The sequence below is a fragment of the Acinetobacter sp. BIGb0102 genome, assembly GCF_003815055.1.
GTDB classification, from domain to species: Bacteria; Pseudomonadota; Gammaproteobacteria; order Pseudomonadales; family Moraxellaceae; genus Acinetobacter; species Acinetobacter vivianii.
Window position 1 is genome coordinate 35,274 of the sequence record NZ_RKQE01000003.1, and the last position, 13,524, is coordinate 48,797.

Here is a 13,524-nt window from a genome sequence, read left to right on the forward strand (position 1 = left end):
CTTCAAGGCTAAATAGGTTATAAAGAAAGCTTATGTCCGATATTTAAAAACCCCCAACCTTTAAATATTGGCATGAAAATTGAACATAAAACCTTACTGGTGAAAATAAGCCGAAGGAAAACAAACATGAAGCTTGTAACTGCAATTGTAAAACCATTCAAATTGGATGATGTGCGTGAAGCACTTTCTGAGATTGGTGTTCAAGGGATTACCGTAACTGAAGTCAAAGGTTTCGGACGTCAAAAAGGTCACACAGAATTGTACCGTGGTGCTGAGTATGTGGTTGATTTCTTACCAAAAGTAAAGATTGAAATTGCAATTAGCGATGAAATGGTTGATGCCGTCATTGAGTCGATTACTCGTGTCGCAAGCACAGGCAAAATTGGTGATGGCAAAATTTTTGTGACCAATTTAGAGCAAGTGATCCGTATCCGTACGGGCGAGACTGGGCCAGATGCTGTCTAAGTTGGCACAAACTTTGCTGAGCTATTAAATATAGCAATAGCTCGCGAAATCAGGTTGGGGGACACGAATGAAAAAAATGCTTATGGCGCTCAGTCTATCTGGCGCACTCTTAGGTGGTTCAGCGGTGGTTTGGGCAGAAGATGCTGCTTCAACGCCTGTTACTGAACACGCTGTAGCAGTTGACACTACAACTGCCTCAACAGAAATTGTTGCAGCAGAAGCGCCAGCTCCTGTGGAAGCAACACCAGCACCTGCTGCGGAAGCAACGATCGATACAGGTGATACAGCATGGGTTCTTGTTTCAACTGCGTTGGTGCTGTTGATGACGATTCCGGGCTTAGCTTTATTCTATGGTGGTATGGTTCGTAAGAAAAACGTACTGAGTACCATGATGTTCAGCCTTTCAGCGGCAATTCTTGTAAGTTTGATCTGGGTGACAGTGGGTTACTCTCTGGCGTTCTCTGGTTCAGGTGCTTATGTTGGTGACCTTGCTAAAGCCATGCTGAATGGCGTTGCCTTCGATGCCTTGACAGGCACCATTCCTGAAAGTCTATTCGTTATTTTCCAAATGACCTTTGCTATCATTACGGTTGCAATTATCAGTGGTTCAATCGCTGACCGTATGAAGTATTCTGCATTTATGGCCTTTATCGCAGTTTGGGTGATCCTAGTTTATGCGCCGATTACACACTGGGTTTGGGCAGCAGATGGCTGGTTATTTAAAGCAGGTGCGTTAGATTTCGCGGGTGGTACTGTTGTCCATATCAATGCGGGTGTTGCGGGTCTGGTTGCAGCCTATATGTTAGGCAAACGTACTGGTCTAGGCCGTGAGTCTATGGCGCCACATAACCTGACCTTAACCGTCATTGGTGCAAGCTTGATTTGGGTAGGCTGGTTTGGCTTTAACGGTGGTAGTGCTTTAGGCGCTGGTGCACGTGCAGGTATGGCGATTTTGGTAACACAAGTTGCTGCCGCGGCTGCTGCATTCTCTTGGCTGATTGTTGAACGTGTGATTCGTGGTAAAGCTTCCGTACTAGGTGGTGCATCAGGTGCAGTTGCTGGTTTGGTTGTGATTACACCTGCTGCTGGTTTCGTTGGTGTAGGTGGCGCATTGATTATGGGTCTTATCGGTGGTGTAGTGTGTTTCTGGGGAATTACAGCATTGAAACGCCTGCTTAAAGCGGATGATGCCTTGGATGCATTCGGTCTACATGCGGTGGGTGGTATTGTTGGTGCGATTCTTACGGGCATCTTCTATAGCGATGAAATCATCAAAGCAGCGAACGTTGCACTCGCACCAACTTTTGCAGGCCAATTGTGGGTGCAAATCGAGGGTGTATTGGCAACCATGGCTTACAGTGCAATCGTGACCTTCATTATTCTTAAAGTGATTGATTTGGTGATTGGGATCCGTGTTAGCGCTGATGATGAGCGTATGGGTCTTGACTTGAGTCAACATGGCGAACGTATTGAATAACACAGACAAGATGTGATTTAAAAACAGCCTCATGAGGCTGTTTTTTTATGCCTGTAGGGTGCTGGTTCTGCAATTGAAGAAACTTTGCTACACTTAGGCAAAGAGATTAAATAATCGCGCAACTATGCATTGTCCATTTTGTAACGCTGCTGATAGTAAAGTTATCGACTCCCGTTTGGCTGCCGAAGGGTGCCAGATTCGTCGTCGTCGTGAGTGTGTCATTTGTGGTGAGCGTTTTACAACATTTGAAAGTTATGATGTGGTAATGCCACGTGTTATCAAATCGGATGGTAAAAATGAGCCATTTGATGAAGCAAAATTACGTCGCTCATTGATGCATGCTTTACAGAAACGTCCTGTAACCCAAGAACAGATTGAAACCGTACTCAGCGATATCCAGTCGCATATTCGCCGTTTGGGTGAACGAGATGTGAAGTCCAGAACGATTGGTGAAATCGTTATGCAGGCGCTTTTTGCGCTCGATCATGTAGCATATGTACGATTTGCTTCGGTGTATCAGGATTTTCAGGATGTCGATGCTTTTCGTCATCAAATTGAACAAATGCAACAACGCGAAAATGACAACTAAATTAGAGAAATCATGTCTGAGTTAACCCAAGATCATTTATCCGAACAGCAGTACTGGATGCAACGTGCCATTGAACTGGCGCGACTTGGACAATATTCGACGAAACCAAATCCCAATGTGGGTTGTGTCATTGTCAAAGATGGACAACTGATCGGGGAAGGCTATCACCCCAAAGCAGGTCAGCCCCATGCAGAGGTATTTGCCATGCGTCAGGCGGGTGACCATGCCAAAGACGCAACCGCTTATGTGACATTGGAACCGTGTGCCCATTATGGTCGAACGCCGCCCTGCGCCGAAGCATTGGTGAAATCACAGGTCAAAAAAGTTGTGGTTGCATGCTCGGATCCCAATCCGTTAGTGGCTGGCAAGGGCGTTCAGATCTTGCAGAATGCAGGCATTGAAGTTGAAACGGGTATTTGTGTTGATGAGGCAAAAACGCTTAACTTTGGCTTTTTAAAAGCTATGTCGACCGGTTTGCCTTATGTCCGTTTAAAAGTGGCCTCGAGTCTTGATGGGCGTACTGCTATGGCCTCGGGTGAGTCCAAATGGATTACCGGGACTGAGGCGCGTAAGGATGTCCAGCATTGGCGTGCAATATCAGGCGCTGTGATCACAGGTATTCAAACGGTGCTGGCAGATGATTGCGAGTTAAATGTTCGTGTTTTGACTGATGTTGATGTTTCAACGGTGGTACAGCCGAAACGAATCGTGTTAGATCGCCAAGGGCAACTGCCATTGTCAGCCAAGATGTTACAAAATCCTGAAACAGTGATGGTGATGACACCATTTCGTCAAGAACTTGCTGATTTAGGCGTGATACAATTGACGCCGCAACCTTTAAATCAATTATTGCAGACCTTATCTCAACAGTATCAAATTTATGATGTATTGGTTGAGGCAGGTGCAACTTTATCCACCGCCTTTTTACAGCAAGGTTTGGTTGATGAAATGATTAGTTATGTTGCACCAACTTTACTTGGTCAATCTGCCCGCGCTATGGTCAATGCTGAATTTAGTAAAATGGCAGAACAACGACGATTTGAGTTGGTCGATGTAACCCAACTTGGGCAAGACATTCGCCTGAGATTGCTCCCTATCCAAGAGTTGATATGAATCCAGAACCATCGGTTTATCACAAACGTCGTCATGCGGCCCGTACGACTGACGAATATCTTTTTCATCAGTTAGTTCCTTATCTTGGGAATAAGCGTCGACTTCTACATTTGATTTTAGAAGCGCTTGAGATTACTGGAACGCTGAATAGCAAGAAAAAGAATCCACCGATTTTTGCGGATTTTTTTGCAGGCAGTGGGGTGGTTTCACGTTTAGCCCGTCAAAATGGCTATCGTGTGATTGCCAATGACTGGGAACCGTATAGTCATGCGCTGAATCATGCGATTTTGGCTTGTGTTGATGCACCTGCATTTAAAGAATTGGGTGGCTATCAAAAAGCCATTGATTATCTGAACCGTCTGCCTGAAGTCAAAGGCTGGGTCACACATAATCTATGTCCGCGCAATGATGATGTGTATGATCCTGCACGTGACCGCCTATTTTTCAAACGCCGTAACGGCATGCGTATTGATGCGATTCGTCAGCAGATTGCAACTTGGCAGGCACAGGGTGCAATTAATGATGTAGAAATGAGTGCTTTATTGGCACCGTTACTATATTCAGCAAGTTTTGTCAGTAATACCAGTGGCGTTTTCAAAAGTTTCCATCAGGGTTGGGGCGGACGTACCCAAACGGCACTGGAGAGGATCGAGTCATTGTTATGGCTGACACCAAGCCGTTTCTGTGAGATCGGTGATCCTAAACGTCCTGCGGCAGAAATGTGGTGTGTCGATGCCCAGCATCTTGCCAATCAGATGAGTGGTTTTGAAGTGGATGTGGCTTATCTGGATCCACCTTATAATCAACATGCTTATAGCAGTAATTATCACGTTCTCAATGCGTTGACTTTATGGGATCAAGTCGATTTACCTTCACCTGATACCAAAGGTTTTAAAAGCGGTATTGATCGTGCTTGGCGTAAAGAACGTCCAAGTCCTTATAACTCTTCTAAATATGCCAAAGAGGCCTATGAAAAGTTATTGGAAACCATCAATGCACGTTACATTCTGACCAGCTACTCGACCGATGGAAATATCGAGCCCAAAGACTTACTGACCGCCAATTTAAAGCGCGGTAAAGTCACTTTATTGACCCAAGATGTACCGCGTTATCGGGTGAGTAAACAGCGTCAGTCCGAGCGGGCACGAGTACTGGAATTTATCGTGATTACCGATACGCATGCCAAGTCTGGGCCGCCGTTACGGCAGTTGTTAGGGCAGTTGTATCACTTCGCTGAATTGGGCGGGGTCGATACTACAGGGAATAGTACCCAACTGGCACTTTGGTAAAACAGAACACCACTTTTAAAAAGTGGTGTTTTTGTATTCAGTTTCTTTGTTAAATCGGATAATTAGATAAATAAAATCGGTTTATGTAATAAGTGTCTGTTTTTATAGTAAATATCTTGCATTTTTTAGTCATTTCTATGGTGTTGGTCAGTTTGGTTAAATCTGCTATTAAAAATAATGAAAATTAAAAAAGATAAATAAAAACAATTAATTGAATTCTATTTTTGTATCCCTTTTAGTTGTTTTTACGCACCGATTTTAGAGAAAAATCTTTTGATCAATCGTTTAAAAATTTACCAAACAATATTGACCAGTTTCAAAAATAAATATAGTTTGCCGAGCTTAATTTAGGGTCTTGCCTATTTGCAGCGATGACCAAGAGAGGTTGTTATGAGTCGCTCGGAACCCACCTTATTGGGGCAATGTGTAGCCGAATTTTTTGCTACCGCAATTTTTTTATCATTTGGTATTGGTGTGGTGGCTGCACTTAAGCTTGCAGGAGCAAGTTTAGGTCTGTGGGAAATCAGCATTGTATGGGGCTTGGCAGTTGCATTGGCTGTCTATTTGTCTGCTGGTATTTCCGGGGCACATCTCAATCCTGCTGTGACTATCGCTTTGGCTTTATTTGCTGGTTTTGATAAGCGTAAAGTCCCGTTCTATATCATTGCCCAAGTCGCAGGTGCAGCGACAGGTGCACTGCTGGTATATGGGCTATATAGCAATTTATTTGTAGATTATGAACAGACGCATCACATGGTACGTGGCAGTGTAGAAAGTCTGGAATTGGCGGGAATCTTCTCAACTTATCCGCATCATCTATTGTCGCTGGGTCAGGCTTTCATGGTCGAGATGTTTATTACGATGTTATTGCTGTGGCTGATTATGGCAATTGGTGATGACAGCAACGGTTTGCCACGTGGTGCTTTGGCACCGATTCTGGTGGGTTTGCTGGTTGCCGTGATTGGTGCTTCTTTTGGCCCACTGACTGGCTTTGCCATGAATCCTGCACGTGATTTTGGCCCGAAAATTGTGGCTTATTTCTCAGGTTGGGGACCAGTTGCGTTTACCGGTGGCCGTGATATTCCTTATTTCATTGTACCCATCATTGCACCGATCATAGGTGCATGCTTAGGTGTGCTGGGCTATAAATTATTCTTTAGCCATTTTCTAATCAAGAATCAGGTTGCAACCAAAGACACAGCAGAACAGCAAGTCTCTGAAATGCAATAAATGCATGATTCAATCATGTGCAGAAAGAGGGTGGTCAGATGATCGCCCTTTTTATTTGCTTTGGGGATGCCTTGTTATCTCGGGTTCTTTGCTTTAAGGTATCTGATTCACTGTGGCAGACACTGCAATAAAGATAGGTTGAAACTCCCATGTTTACAGGCATTATTGAAAGTTTAGGTAAGGTTGAGAGCCTACAAAGTGTAGGCGGTGATGTTCGTCTACGTATCCAGACTGATTTGGACATGTCTGATGTACATTTGGGTGATTCGATTGCCACCAATGGGATTTGCCTGACTGTGATTGAGTGGGGCGAGAACTGGTATGCAGCAGATGTTTCCCGTGAAAGCTTGAACCGTACTACGCTCGGGCAATGGAAAGTCGGACAGGCGGTGAATGTTGAAAAAGCAATGTTGCCGACCACACGTTTTGGTGGACACATTGTCAGTGGTCACGTTGATGGGCTGGGTGAGATTACTCTGGTTCGCGAAGACGCACGCTCTTTATATTTTGAAGTGACTGCTCCGGTTGAGCTGGCAAAATATCTGGCCGAAAAAGGGTCTGTGACGGTCGATGGTATTAGCCTCACCATTAACCATTTACGTGGCAATATTCTGAGCCTGAATTTGATTCCGCATACCGCTGAACGTACCAATATTGGCACTTGGCAGGTGGGAAGCAAAGTGAATTTAGAAGTTGATGTATTGGCACGTTATATCGAGCGTTTATTGCTGGGTGATAAGGCGGCTGAGCAGAAAACTGAATCGAATATCAGCATGGCTTTTTTAGCTGAAAACGGTTTTTTAAAATAAAAGATAAAGTATAAAAAAGCCCAGTTTAAACTGGGCTTTTTATTATTTCTCGTCCGAGAACTCACTGTTCTTTAAGATATATTCAATTTCATCTTGTGCCAGTGCATGCAGCTTGGCACGGAATACCGTGACTGCTTGCTCAATCAGGCCTTCGGCTTCAAGTTCAAGTCGGACACGGACACTTTCCAGCTCAGACAGAATTTGCTGATCATCAATCGCGATGCGCTGACCGCGTGCATAATCAATACTTGGCTGTTCTGGATTGGTCTGGTAACGCTCGGTCTGTTGCGCAATTTCCTGATCGATATGACCACGTAGCGCAAGTAAATTCTCGGTTTGTTGTTCAAACTGACGCGCTTCATCTGCTTGCAGTTGTGCGGCATAAGCGGCTTCAGCTGCACGTTTTTCTTCCAGTGCTTTTTCGAGCGCCAGTTGTTTGCGAATACGTGCCTGTTCTAGCAATTCAGCTTTTAAATCTGCATAGGCTTGATCAATGCGCTGTTGAGAACGCTGTTGAGCACTCTCCTCATTCTGTGTCCACGTTTGAATCGAGGTTTGTGGTAATAACAGATCACAGATACGTGCTAAATCTTCCTGATAGGTCTGACGAACAGCCTCAGGTGCATTTAACCAACGTTTTTTAAAATCCTGACCTACATTTAATGCCACAAGACACTCCTAAAATGATGTTTTTTATTGCCAATTTATAATTTAAATGTACGAGGTTCTATACTCAAACGTCGATACATTTTAAATTTTTCCCGCCCAATCTGTTTCGCAGTTTCATTATTTTCAATAATTTCGATAATGTGGCGAAAATCTTGAGTTTGTTCAAGTGCATGATTGTTAAAATTAAACACGATCCAATCATTGGATGGTGGTAAATCTTTTGAAATACACACTGGACTATGCGGCTGGTCAATCCCATGCGCAATGAAACTTTTTGGATCGAAGCTCCAGAGCAGCTCATCCAGTTCATTTTGCAAGTCTGGATCAGCACAGTACCACCAGATGTGGGGATGCTGATTCAGAATCTTGCGACACAAACGGCAAGCGCTTTCGACTTGCCGTTCCTGACTGTTTTCAAAGAGATAAAAACTAATTTTAGCCATTCGTTTGAACACGATTTGCCAAGAATTGCATCAATAATGGCACTGGACGACCCGTTGCACCTTTAGTGGCACCAGATAACCACGCTGTACCTGCCACATCAAGATGCGCCCAACGGTAGTCGCGAGTGAAACGTTCGAGGAAGCAAGCCGCTGTGATTGCGCCGCCGTATGGGCCACCAATATTGGCAATATCGGCAAAAGGTGAGTCGAGTAATTCTTGATACTCTTCCATCACGGGCATGCGCCATACACGGTCAAGCGACTGTTCACCTGCCTGTTGCAAGTCTTGTGCAAGTTCGTCATCTGGTGTGAATAAACCACTGACCACTTTACCCAGCGCAACTACACATGCACCTGTAAGTGTTGCAATATCAATCACAAGGACTGGGTTAAAGCGTTTAATATAGGTCAAGGTATCACACAGGACTAGACGACCTTCTGCATCAGTATTTAGAATTTCTACAGTTTGCCCGCTCATAGTTGTTACGATGTCACCGGGACGCGTCGCATGAGCAGATGGCATATTTTCTGCTGCGGCAATTGCACCCACCACATGAATCGGCAATTGTGCTTCACAGAGTGCTTGAATGGTTCCAAGAACTGAAGCTGCGCCGCACATATCAAATTTCATTTCATCCATGCCTAAGCCTGGTTTTAATGAAATACCGCCAGTATCAAAAGTCACACCTTTACCCACCAGCACCACAGGCGCTTGATCAATTTGGGCATTGTATTCGAGAGTAACAATACGACCCGGACGATCCGAACCTTTGCTCACGGCAAGGAAGGCATACATGCCCAAATCAGCCATTTGCTGCTCATCCAGTACAGTGACTTTCAGTAAGTCAGGATATTGTTTAGCAAGCGCAAGCGCCTGATCTGCAAGATATTCAGGGAAACAAATATTTCCAGGACGGTTACCCAGATCACGCGCAAAGTTTTGACCCGACTGAACCGCATGAATCAGCTTTAACTGTGCTTCATCTAACGTGGTCTGGCTGGCAATCAGGTGAATGGTTTCTAGCACGAACTCATTCTTTTTCGACTTAAACTCGTCATAGCCATAAGCCGCTTGCGTGAGGCTCAATACAAATAGTGCGTGTAAATCGGCAGGTAGAGCTGAAAGATCGAGACTAATTTGTTTAAATTTATTTTGTGATGATTTGATAATGCTTTGTGCGAGTTTTGCTAATTTTGTCGCTTTTAGCTCGTCACTTTTTCCAAGCCCTAATAATTGTGTGTTGGCTTGAACAGAGACATTGGCAAGCAAGGCCAAGTTATCGTTAAAACCTGCTTTGTATTGGGTTGCGTTAAGGACGTCATCTAGATGGTTGATTTGATAAGTATTTAAGTTCTGTTGTAATTGTTCTGAATCAACCAAAATCCACAAAGATTCGCTAGACGCCTGAGCTGGGAATGCGTTTTGAAGTGTAAATTTCATTGTTTGTATAGAACCTAATGAGCAAAAAAGAAAGATAAGTCCATTAAACACTTTCAGATATGAGGTTGCAATCCGCAACAAGCGATAGGTTTTATATTTTTAACATTCGGGTAAACTAGCGTTACCTTCGATTGGTCTTTTGGAAGTATTACTTTGATTATTCGGCGTTATCTCGTCAAACAGGTGGTTTCGACATCTCTCGTCGTCATTGGTTTATTAACCATGATCATGATGGGTGGTCGTTTGATCAAGTATTTTGGCGTAGCAGCTCAAGGTCGTTTAGATGCAGGTATCTTATTTAGCATTATCGGCTATCGCTTACCTGAATTTTTAACGTTGATTCTCCCTTTAGGTTTCTTTATTGCATTAATGCTGGTATTCGGGCGTCTGTATGTCGACCATGAAATGGCAGTTTTAAATGGCAGTGGCGTCAGTCGGAATCAGTTGGCCCGTTTATTGTTGCCAATGACTGTGGTGTATCTGGTGGTACAGACTTGTTTAATGGTCTGGATGGGGCCGTGGGGCTTACGTGAGTTTGAAAAACTAACCAGTACCCAAGCGGTGCGGACTGGATTTGATCTGGTGCGTCCGAAAGAGTTTATTTCTTCGGGACCTTACACCATTTATGCGGGCTCGCTTTCAGAAGACCGTAAGAACTTAAAAGATATTTTCTTCTATCAGAAAGGCAATCAGCCCGATAAACCTGATGTCATGATTCTGGCAAAAGAAGCAACACGAGTTGAAGTTGCCAATGATACCGCCAATGTAGTGGATCTCGTCCAAGGTCGTCGTTACGAGATTTATCCGAATCAACCACGTTACACGCAGGCAGAATTCCAGTCTTATCGTTTACGTTTAGAAAATGACAAAGACGTAAAATTTGAAAGTGGTGATGTTGAAGCATTATCCATGTCCAAGCTATGGGAAAAACGTGATGATCCTGTCGTGCGTAGTGAACTGGGCTGGCGTGTGTTTGGCCCATTTGTGATTATCGTGGCTTTAATGCTGGCGGTCGCATTGTCTGAGGTGAGTCCGCGTCAAGGTCGTTACTATCGTTTGATTCCAGCGATCTTTATCTTTGCCAGCTTGATCGTATTATTGATTGCGATTAAGACCCGAATCAGTAAGGAAGAGCTTGATATCTGGGCTTATCCAGTGGTTCTTCTTATTTATGCCATTGCCGCAGCAGTTTTTGCGCGTAAACAAAAACTGGCACCAAAATTTAAGAGAAGTATTCAGCGAGTGGGGTTGTGATGTTAGCACGTCGAATAGTCGCCAAACATGTGACAAAAACCACGATCCTAGCCATGCTGGGAACTACGCTGGTGTTATCTTTCTTGCAGGTCCTGTTTACCTACTTAGGTGAATTAGGCGCGCTCAAGCCCGACTATAATGCGTGGCAAGCTTTCCTGTATGTGATGTGGGGTGCACCGCATTATCTATATGAAATCCTTCCTGTTGCAGCCTTGATTGGTTCCGTACTGGGGCTTGGGGCATTGGCATCAAACAGTGAATTGATCGTGATGCGTTCTGTCGGGATTAGCTTATGGCGAATCGTCGGCTGGGTAATGCGTTCGGCACTGTTATTGATTGTATTGTCTTTTGTTCTGAGTGAATGGGTGATTCCTTATACCAACGAACAGGCACAAAGTATTAAGAAGCAACGTAGTGTGGCGGCGTTGGGTGAAGTCAAAGGTTACTGGACCCGTGAAGGGCAGCGTTTTATTTATATTGATTACGCCAACTCAAAAGGTCAGTTACGTAATATCCAGTCGATTGATTTTGACAAGGATTACCGTTTACAGTCTTTTGTGAATGCTGAAAAGGGCCAGTTTGTTAAAGATGGTCAATGGACTTTAGAGCAATCACATCAGGTTGATTTATTGGCACAAGGTAATGCCATTAAAACCGATCATGATCAACAGGCATTAGGTTTGGCATTACAGCCGAAATACGTGCATATGGTGACTTTAGATCCTGAAGATTTATCACCCAGCCAGTTGATTAGTTTTATGCGCTATATGGATGAATATAGTCAGGTACCGAAAACCTATGAACTGGCGTTCTGGCAAAAAGTGACCTCGCCGTTTGCCTTGATTACGCTGGTCTTAATTGCCTGCTCGTTCATTTTTGGACCACTACGTCAACAGTCGATGGGCTTCCGTCTGGTGATTGCCTTATTTACGGGACTTGGCTTCTTCTACTTACAAGATTTCCTCGGCTATGCAAGTTTGGTCTATGCACCATCTCCAGCATGGTTTGTGCTGATGCCTGTAGTTCTCATCTTTATGGTGGGAAGTTATCTACTCTATCGTGCAAGATAATGGATCTTTCATTCATGGGCTCTATCATCGGTATTGATGAAAGCCATGAGTGAGGTCATAGAGAAATACCTTAAACTTCGGTAAAATATACCGATCAAATGATCGACAAATAGAGAGTCCATTATGACGGATGCAAATGCTGGCAAAATTCCTCACGTTCTCGTAATCATGGATGGCGTAGGACATCGTGAAGCAGTTGATGACAATGCCTTTCTGGCAGCAAAAACACCCAACCTCACGGCAATGAAAGCAAAGCATCCGAATAGTTTAATTTCTGGCTCAGGTGAAGATGTGGGCCTGCCTGATGGTCAAATGGGCAACTCTGAAGTCGGGCATATGAATCTGGGTGCGGGTCGTGTGTTGTATCAGGACTTCACTCGTATTACCAAAGACATTCGTACGGGTGCTTTTTTTGAGCATGAAGTTCTGGTGGATGCGGTTGAAAAGGCTAAAGCAGCGAATGGCGCCGTGCACGTGATGGGCTTGTTATCAGAAGGCGGTGTTCACTCGCATGAAGATCACATTGTCGCAATGTGCGAATTGGCGTTAAAACGCGGTGCAAAAGTGTATTTACATGCTTTCCTTGATGGACGTGATACACCGCCACGTAGTGCTCAACCTTCATTAGAAAAACTGGATGCCTTATTTGCACAATATCCAAATCAAGGTCGTATTGTGTCGATGATTGGCCGTTATTTCGCGATGGATCGTGACAATCGTTGGGATCGCGTTGAACAAGCATATCGTTTAATGACGGAAGGCGAGGCCGCACGTGTCGCCAATTCAGCAGTTGAAGGTTTAGAGCAAGCCTATGCAGCCAATGAAAATGACGAGTTTGTGAAAGCAACACGTATTGGTGATATTGTCAAAGTTCAAGATGGCGATAGCATTGTTTTCATGAACTTCCGTGCCGATCGTGCTCGCGAAATCACCCGCGCTTTTGTGGAAAAAGATTTTGCTGGTTTTGAACGTAAAGTGGTGCCGAATTTATCTAAATTTGTCATGTTGACGCGTTATCAGGCCAGTATTGATGCACCCGTTGCGTATATGCCAGAAGGGCTTAAGAACTCGATTGGTGAATATCTGTCTGATTTGGGCAAAACCCAATTGCGTATTGCTGAAACTGAGAAATATGCGCATGTGACTTTCTTCTTCAGCGGCGGTCGTGAAGATGAATATCCTGGTGAAAAGCGTATCTTGATTCCATCACCGAATGTTGCAACTTATGACTTAAAGCCTGAAATGAGCGCTTATGAAGTGACCGATGAGTTGGTCAATGCCATTAATTCAGGTGAGTTTGACCTGTTGGTGGTGAACTATGCCAACGGTGATATGGTCGGGCATACGGGTGTCTTTGATGCGGCGGTAAAAGCGGTTGAAACGGTGGATACCTGTTTGGGTCGTGTTTATGATGCCGTGATGGCAAACAAAGGACACATGTTAATTACTGCGGATCATGGTAATGTAGAGCAAATGCAAGACTATGACAGTGGACAGGTTCATACCCAACACACCACTGAGCTGGTGCCATTTATTTATGTTGGCCCAACTCAGGCAACGATTGCGGAAGGTGGTGTATTGGCTGATGTGGCACCAACATTACTGCATTTAATGCACATTCCTGTACCGCCAGAAATGCAGGGTAAGAACTTAATTACTTTAAAATAAGGTGAAG

At 44.2% G+C, this 13,524-nt stretch carries 13 protein-coding genes; 10 read left to right on the forward strand and 3 right to left on the reverse strand.

Annotated features, from left to right (window positions below):
* The first annotated feature begins 126 nt into the window (after window positions 1-126).
* From glnK to EC846_RS01655, 7 genes are all read left to right on the forward strand, one after another.
* The gene (gene glnK / locus EC846_RS01625) at window positions 127-465 is read left to right on the forward strand and encodes a P-II family nitrogen regulator (protein ID WP_004656379.1); all 339 of its coding nucleotides are present in this window, start codon (window positions 127-129) and stop codon (window positions 463-465) included.
* A 67-nt stretch (window positions 466-532) separates the two neighbouring features.
* A complete protein-coding gene (locus EC846_RS01630) occupies window positions 533-1,942 on the forward strand; it encodes an ammonium transporter (RefSeq protein ID WP_123773878.1) in 1,410 nt (469 codons plus the stop codon).
* Window positions 1,943-2,066: 124 nt separating this feature from the next.
* Window positions 2,067-2,531: a transcriptional regulator NrdR gene (nrdR, locus tag EC846_RS01635; RefSeq protein WP_004773947.1), complete on the forward strand. Its 465-nt coding sequence runs from the start codon at window positions 2,067-2,069 to the stop codon at window positions 2,529-2,531.
* Between the two features lie 12 nt (window positions 2,532-2,543).
* A complete protein-coding gene (ribD, locus tag EC846_RS01640; RefSeq protein ID WP_123773879.1) occupies window positions 2,544-3,644 on the forward strand; it encodes a bifunctional diaminohydroxyphosphoribosylaminopyrimidine deaminase/5-amino-6-(5-phosphoribosylamino)uracil reductase RibD in 1,101 nt (366 codons plus the stop codon).
* Complete coding sequence (locus EC846_RS01645) at window positions 3,641-4,933, forward strand: DNA adenine methylase (RefSeq protein WP_004773949.1); 1,293 nt, start codon at window positions 3,641-3,643, stop codon at window positions 4,931-4,933. The genes ribD and EC846_RS01645 overlap by 4 nt, the downstream gene beginning before the upstream one ends.
* A gap of 390 nt (window positions 4,934-5,323) precedes the next feature.
* Entirely contained in the window at window positions 5,324-6,163 is an 840-nt protein-coding gene (locus EC846_RS01650) for an MIP/aquaporin family protein (protein ID WP_123773880.1), read from the forward strand.
* A 149-nt stretch (window positions 6,164-6,312) separates the two neighbouring features.
* Window positions 6,313-6,972 (forward strand): riboflavin synthase, encoded by a 660-nt coding sequence (locus EC846_RS01655; protein ID WP_004773951.1) that lies wholly within the window; start codon window positions 6,313-6,315, stop codon window positions 6,970-6,972.
* Window positions 6,973-7,014: 42 nt separating this feature from the next.
* Here EC846_RS01655 and EC846_RS01660 read toward each other — a convergent pair whose 3' ends face one another.
* Genes EC846_RS01660 through EC846_RS01670 form a run of 3 tightly spaced genes read right to left on the reverse strand, consistent with a single transcriptional unit; the run spans window position 7,015 to window position 9,525 of the window.
* Entirely contained in the window at window positions 7,015-7,641 is a 627-nt protein-coding gene (locus EC846_RS01660; protein WP_123773881.1) for a hypothetical protein, read from the reverse strand.
* A gap of 35 nt (window positions 7,642-7,676) precedes the next feature.
* On the reverse strand, window positions 7,677-8,084 hold the full coding sequence (locus tag EC846_RS01665) for a DNA polymerase III subunit chi (protein WP_123773882.1): 408 nt from the start codon (window positions 8,082-8,084) through the stop codon (window positions 7,677-7,679).
* On the reverse strand, window positions 8,077-9,525 hold the full coding sequence (locus tag EC846_RS01670) for a leucyl aminopeptidase (protein ID WP_123773883.1): 1,449 nt from the start codon (window positions 9,523-9,525) through the stop codon (window positions 8,077-8,079). Before EC846_RS01670 ends, EC846_RS01665 begins: the two co-directional genes overlap by 8 nt.
* Before the next feature lie 153 nt (window positions 9,526-9,678).
* On the opposite strand from EC846_RS01670, the gene lptF reads away from it, so the two are divergent.
* The 3 genes from lptF (at window position 9,679) to gpmI (ending at window position 13,517) form a co-directional block, all read left to right on the forward strand.
* On the forward strand, window positions 9,679-10,779 hold the full coding sequence (gene lptF / locus EC846_RS01675) for an LPS export ABC transporter permease LptF (RefSeq protein ID WP_123773884.1): 1,101 nt from the start codon (window positions 9,679-9,681) through the stop codon (window positions 10,777-10,779).
* Window positions 10,779-11,849, forward strand: coding sequence for an LPS export ABC transporter permease LptG (gene lptG / locus EC846_RS01680; protein ID WP_123773885.1), 1,071 nt, complete (start codon window positions 10,779-10,781; stop codon window positions 11,847-11,849). The genes lptF and lptG overlap by 1 nt, the downstream gene beginning before the upstream one ends.
* A gap of 123 nt (window positions 11,850-11,972) precedes the next feature.
* Window positions 11,973-13,517 (forward strand): 2,3-bisphosphoglycerate-independent phosphoglycerate mutase, encoded by a 1,545-nt coding sequence (gene gpmI, locus EC846_RS01685; RefSeq protein WP_123773886.1) that lies wholly within the window; start codon window positions 11,973-11,975, stop codon window positions 13,515-13,517.
* Window positions 13,518-13,524: the final 7 nt, after the last annotated feature.

Coding starts and splice junctions, on each gene's coding strand:
- glnK (WP_004656379.1), top strand. CDS start 127: ATGAAGCTTGTAACTGCAATTGTAAAACCATTCAAATTGGATGATGTG.
- EC846_RS01650 (WP_123773880.1), top strand. CDS start 5,324: ATGAGTCGCTCGGAACCCACCTTATTGGGGCAATGTGTAGCCGAATTT.
- gpmI (WP_123773886.1), top strand. CDS start 11,973: ATGACGGATGCAAATGCTGGCAAAATTCCTCACGTTCTCGTAATCATG.
- EC846_RS01645 (WP_004773949.1), top strand. CDS start 3,641: ATGAATCCAGAACCATCGGTTTATCACAAACGTCGTCATGCGGCCCGT.
- nrdR (WP_004773947.1), top strand. CDS start 2,067: ATGCATTGTCCATTTTGTAACGCTGCTGATAGTAAAGTTATCGACTCC.
- EC846_RS01670 (WP_123773883.1), bottom strand. CDS start 9,525: ATGAAATTTACACTTCAAAACGCATTCCCAGCTCAGGCGTCTAGCGAA.
- ribD (WP_123773879.1), top strand. CDS start 2,544: ATGTCTGAGTTAACCCAAGATCATTTATCCGAACAGCAGTACTGGATG.
- EC846_RS01655 (WP_004773951.1), top strand. CDS start 6,313: ATGTTTACAGGCATTATTGAAAGTTTAGGTAAGGTTGAGAGCCTACAA.
- EC846_RS01630 (WP_123773878.1), top strand. CDS start 533: ATGAAAAAAATGCTTATGGCGCTCAGTCTATCTGGCGCACTCTTAGGT.
- lptG (WP_123773885.1), top strand. CDS start 10,779: ATGTTAGCACGTCGAATAGTCGCCAAACATGTGACAAAAACCACGATC.
- EC846_RS01665 (WP_123773882.1), bottom strand. CDS start 8,084: ATGGCTAAAATTAGTTTTTATCTCTTTGAAAACAGTCAGGAACGGCAA.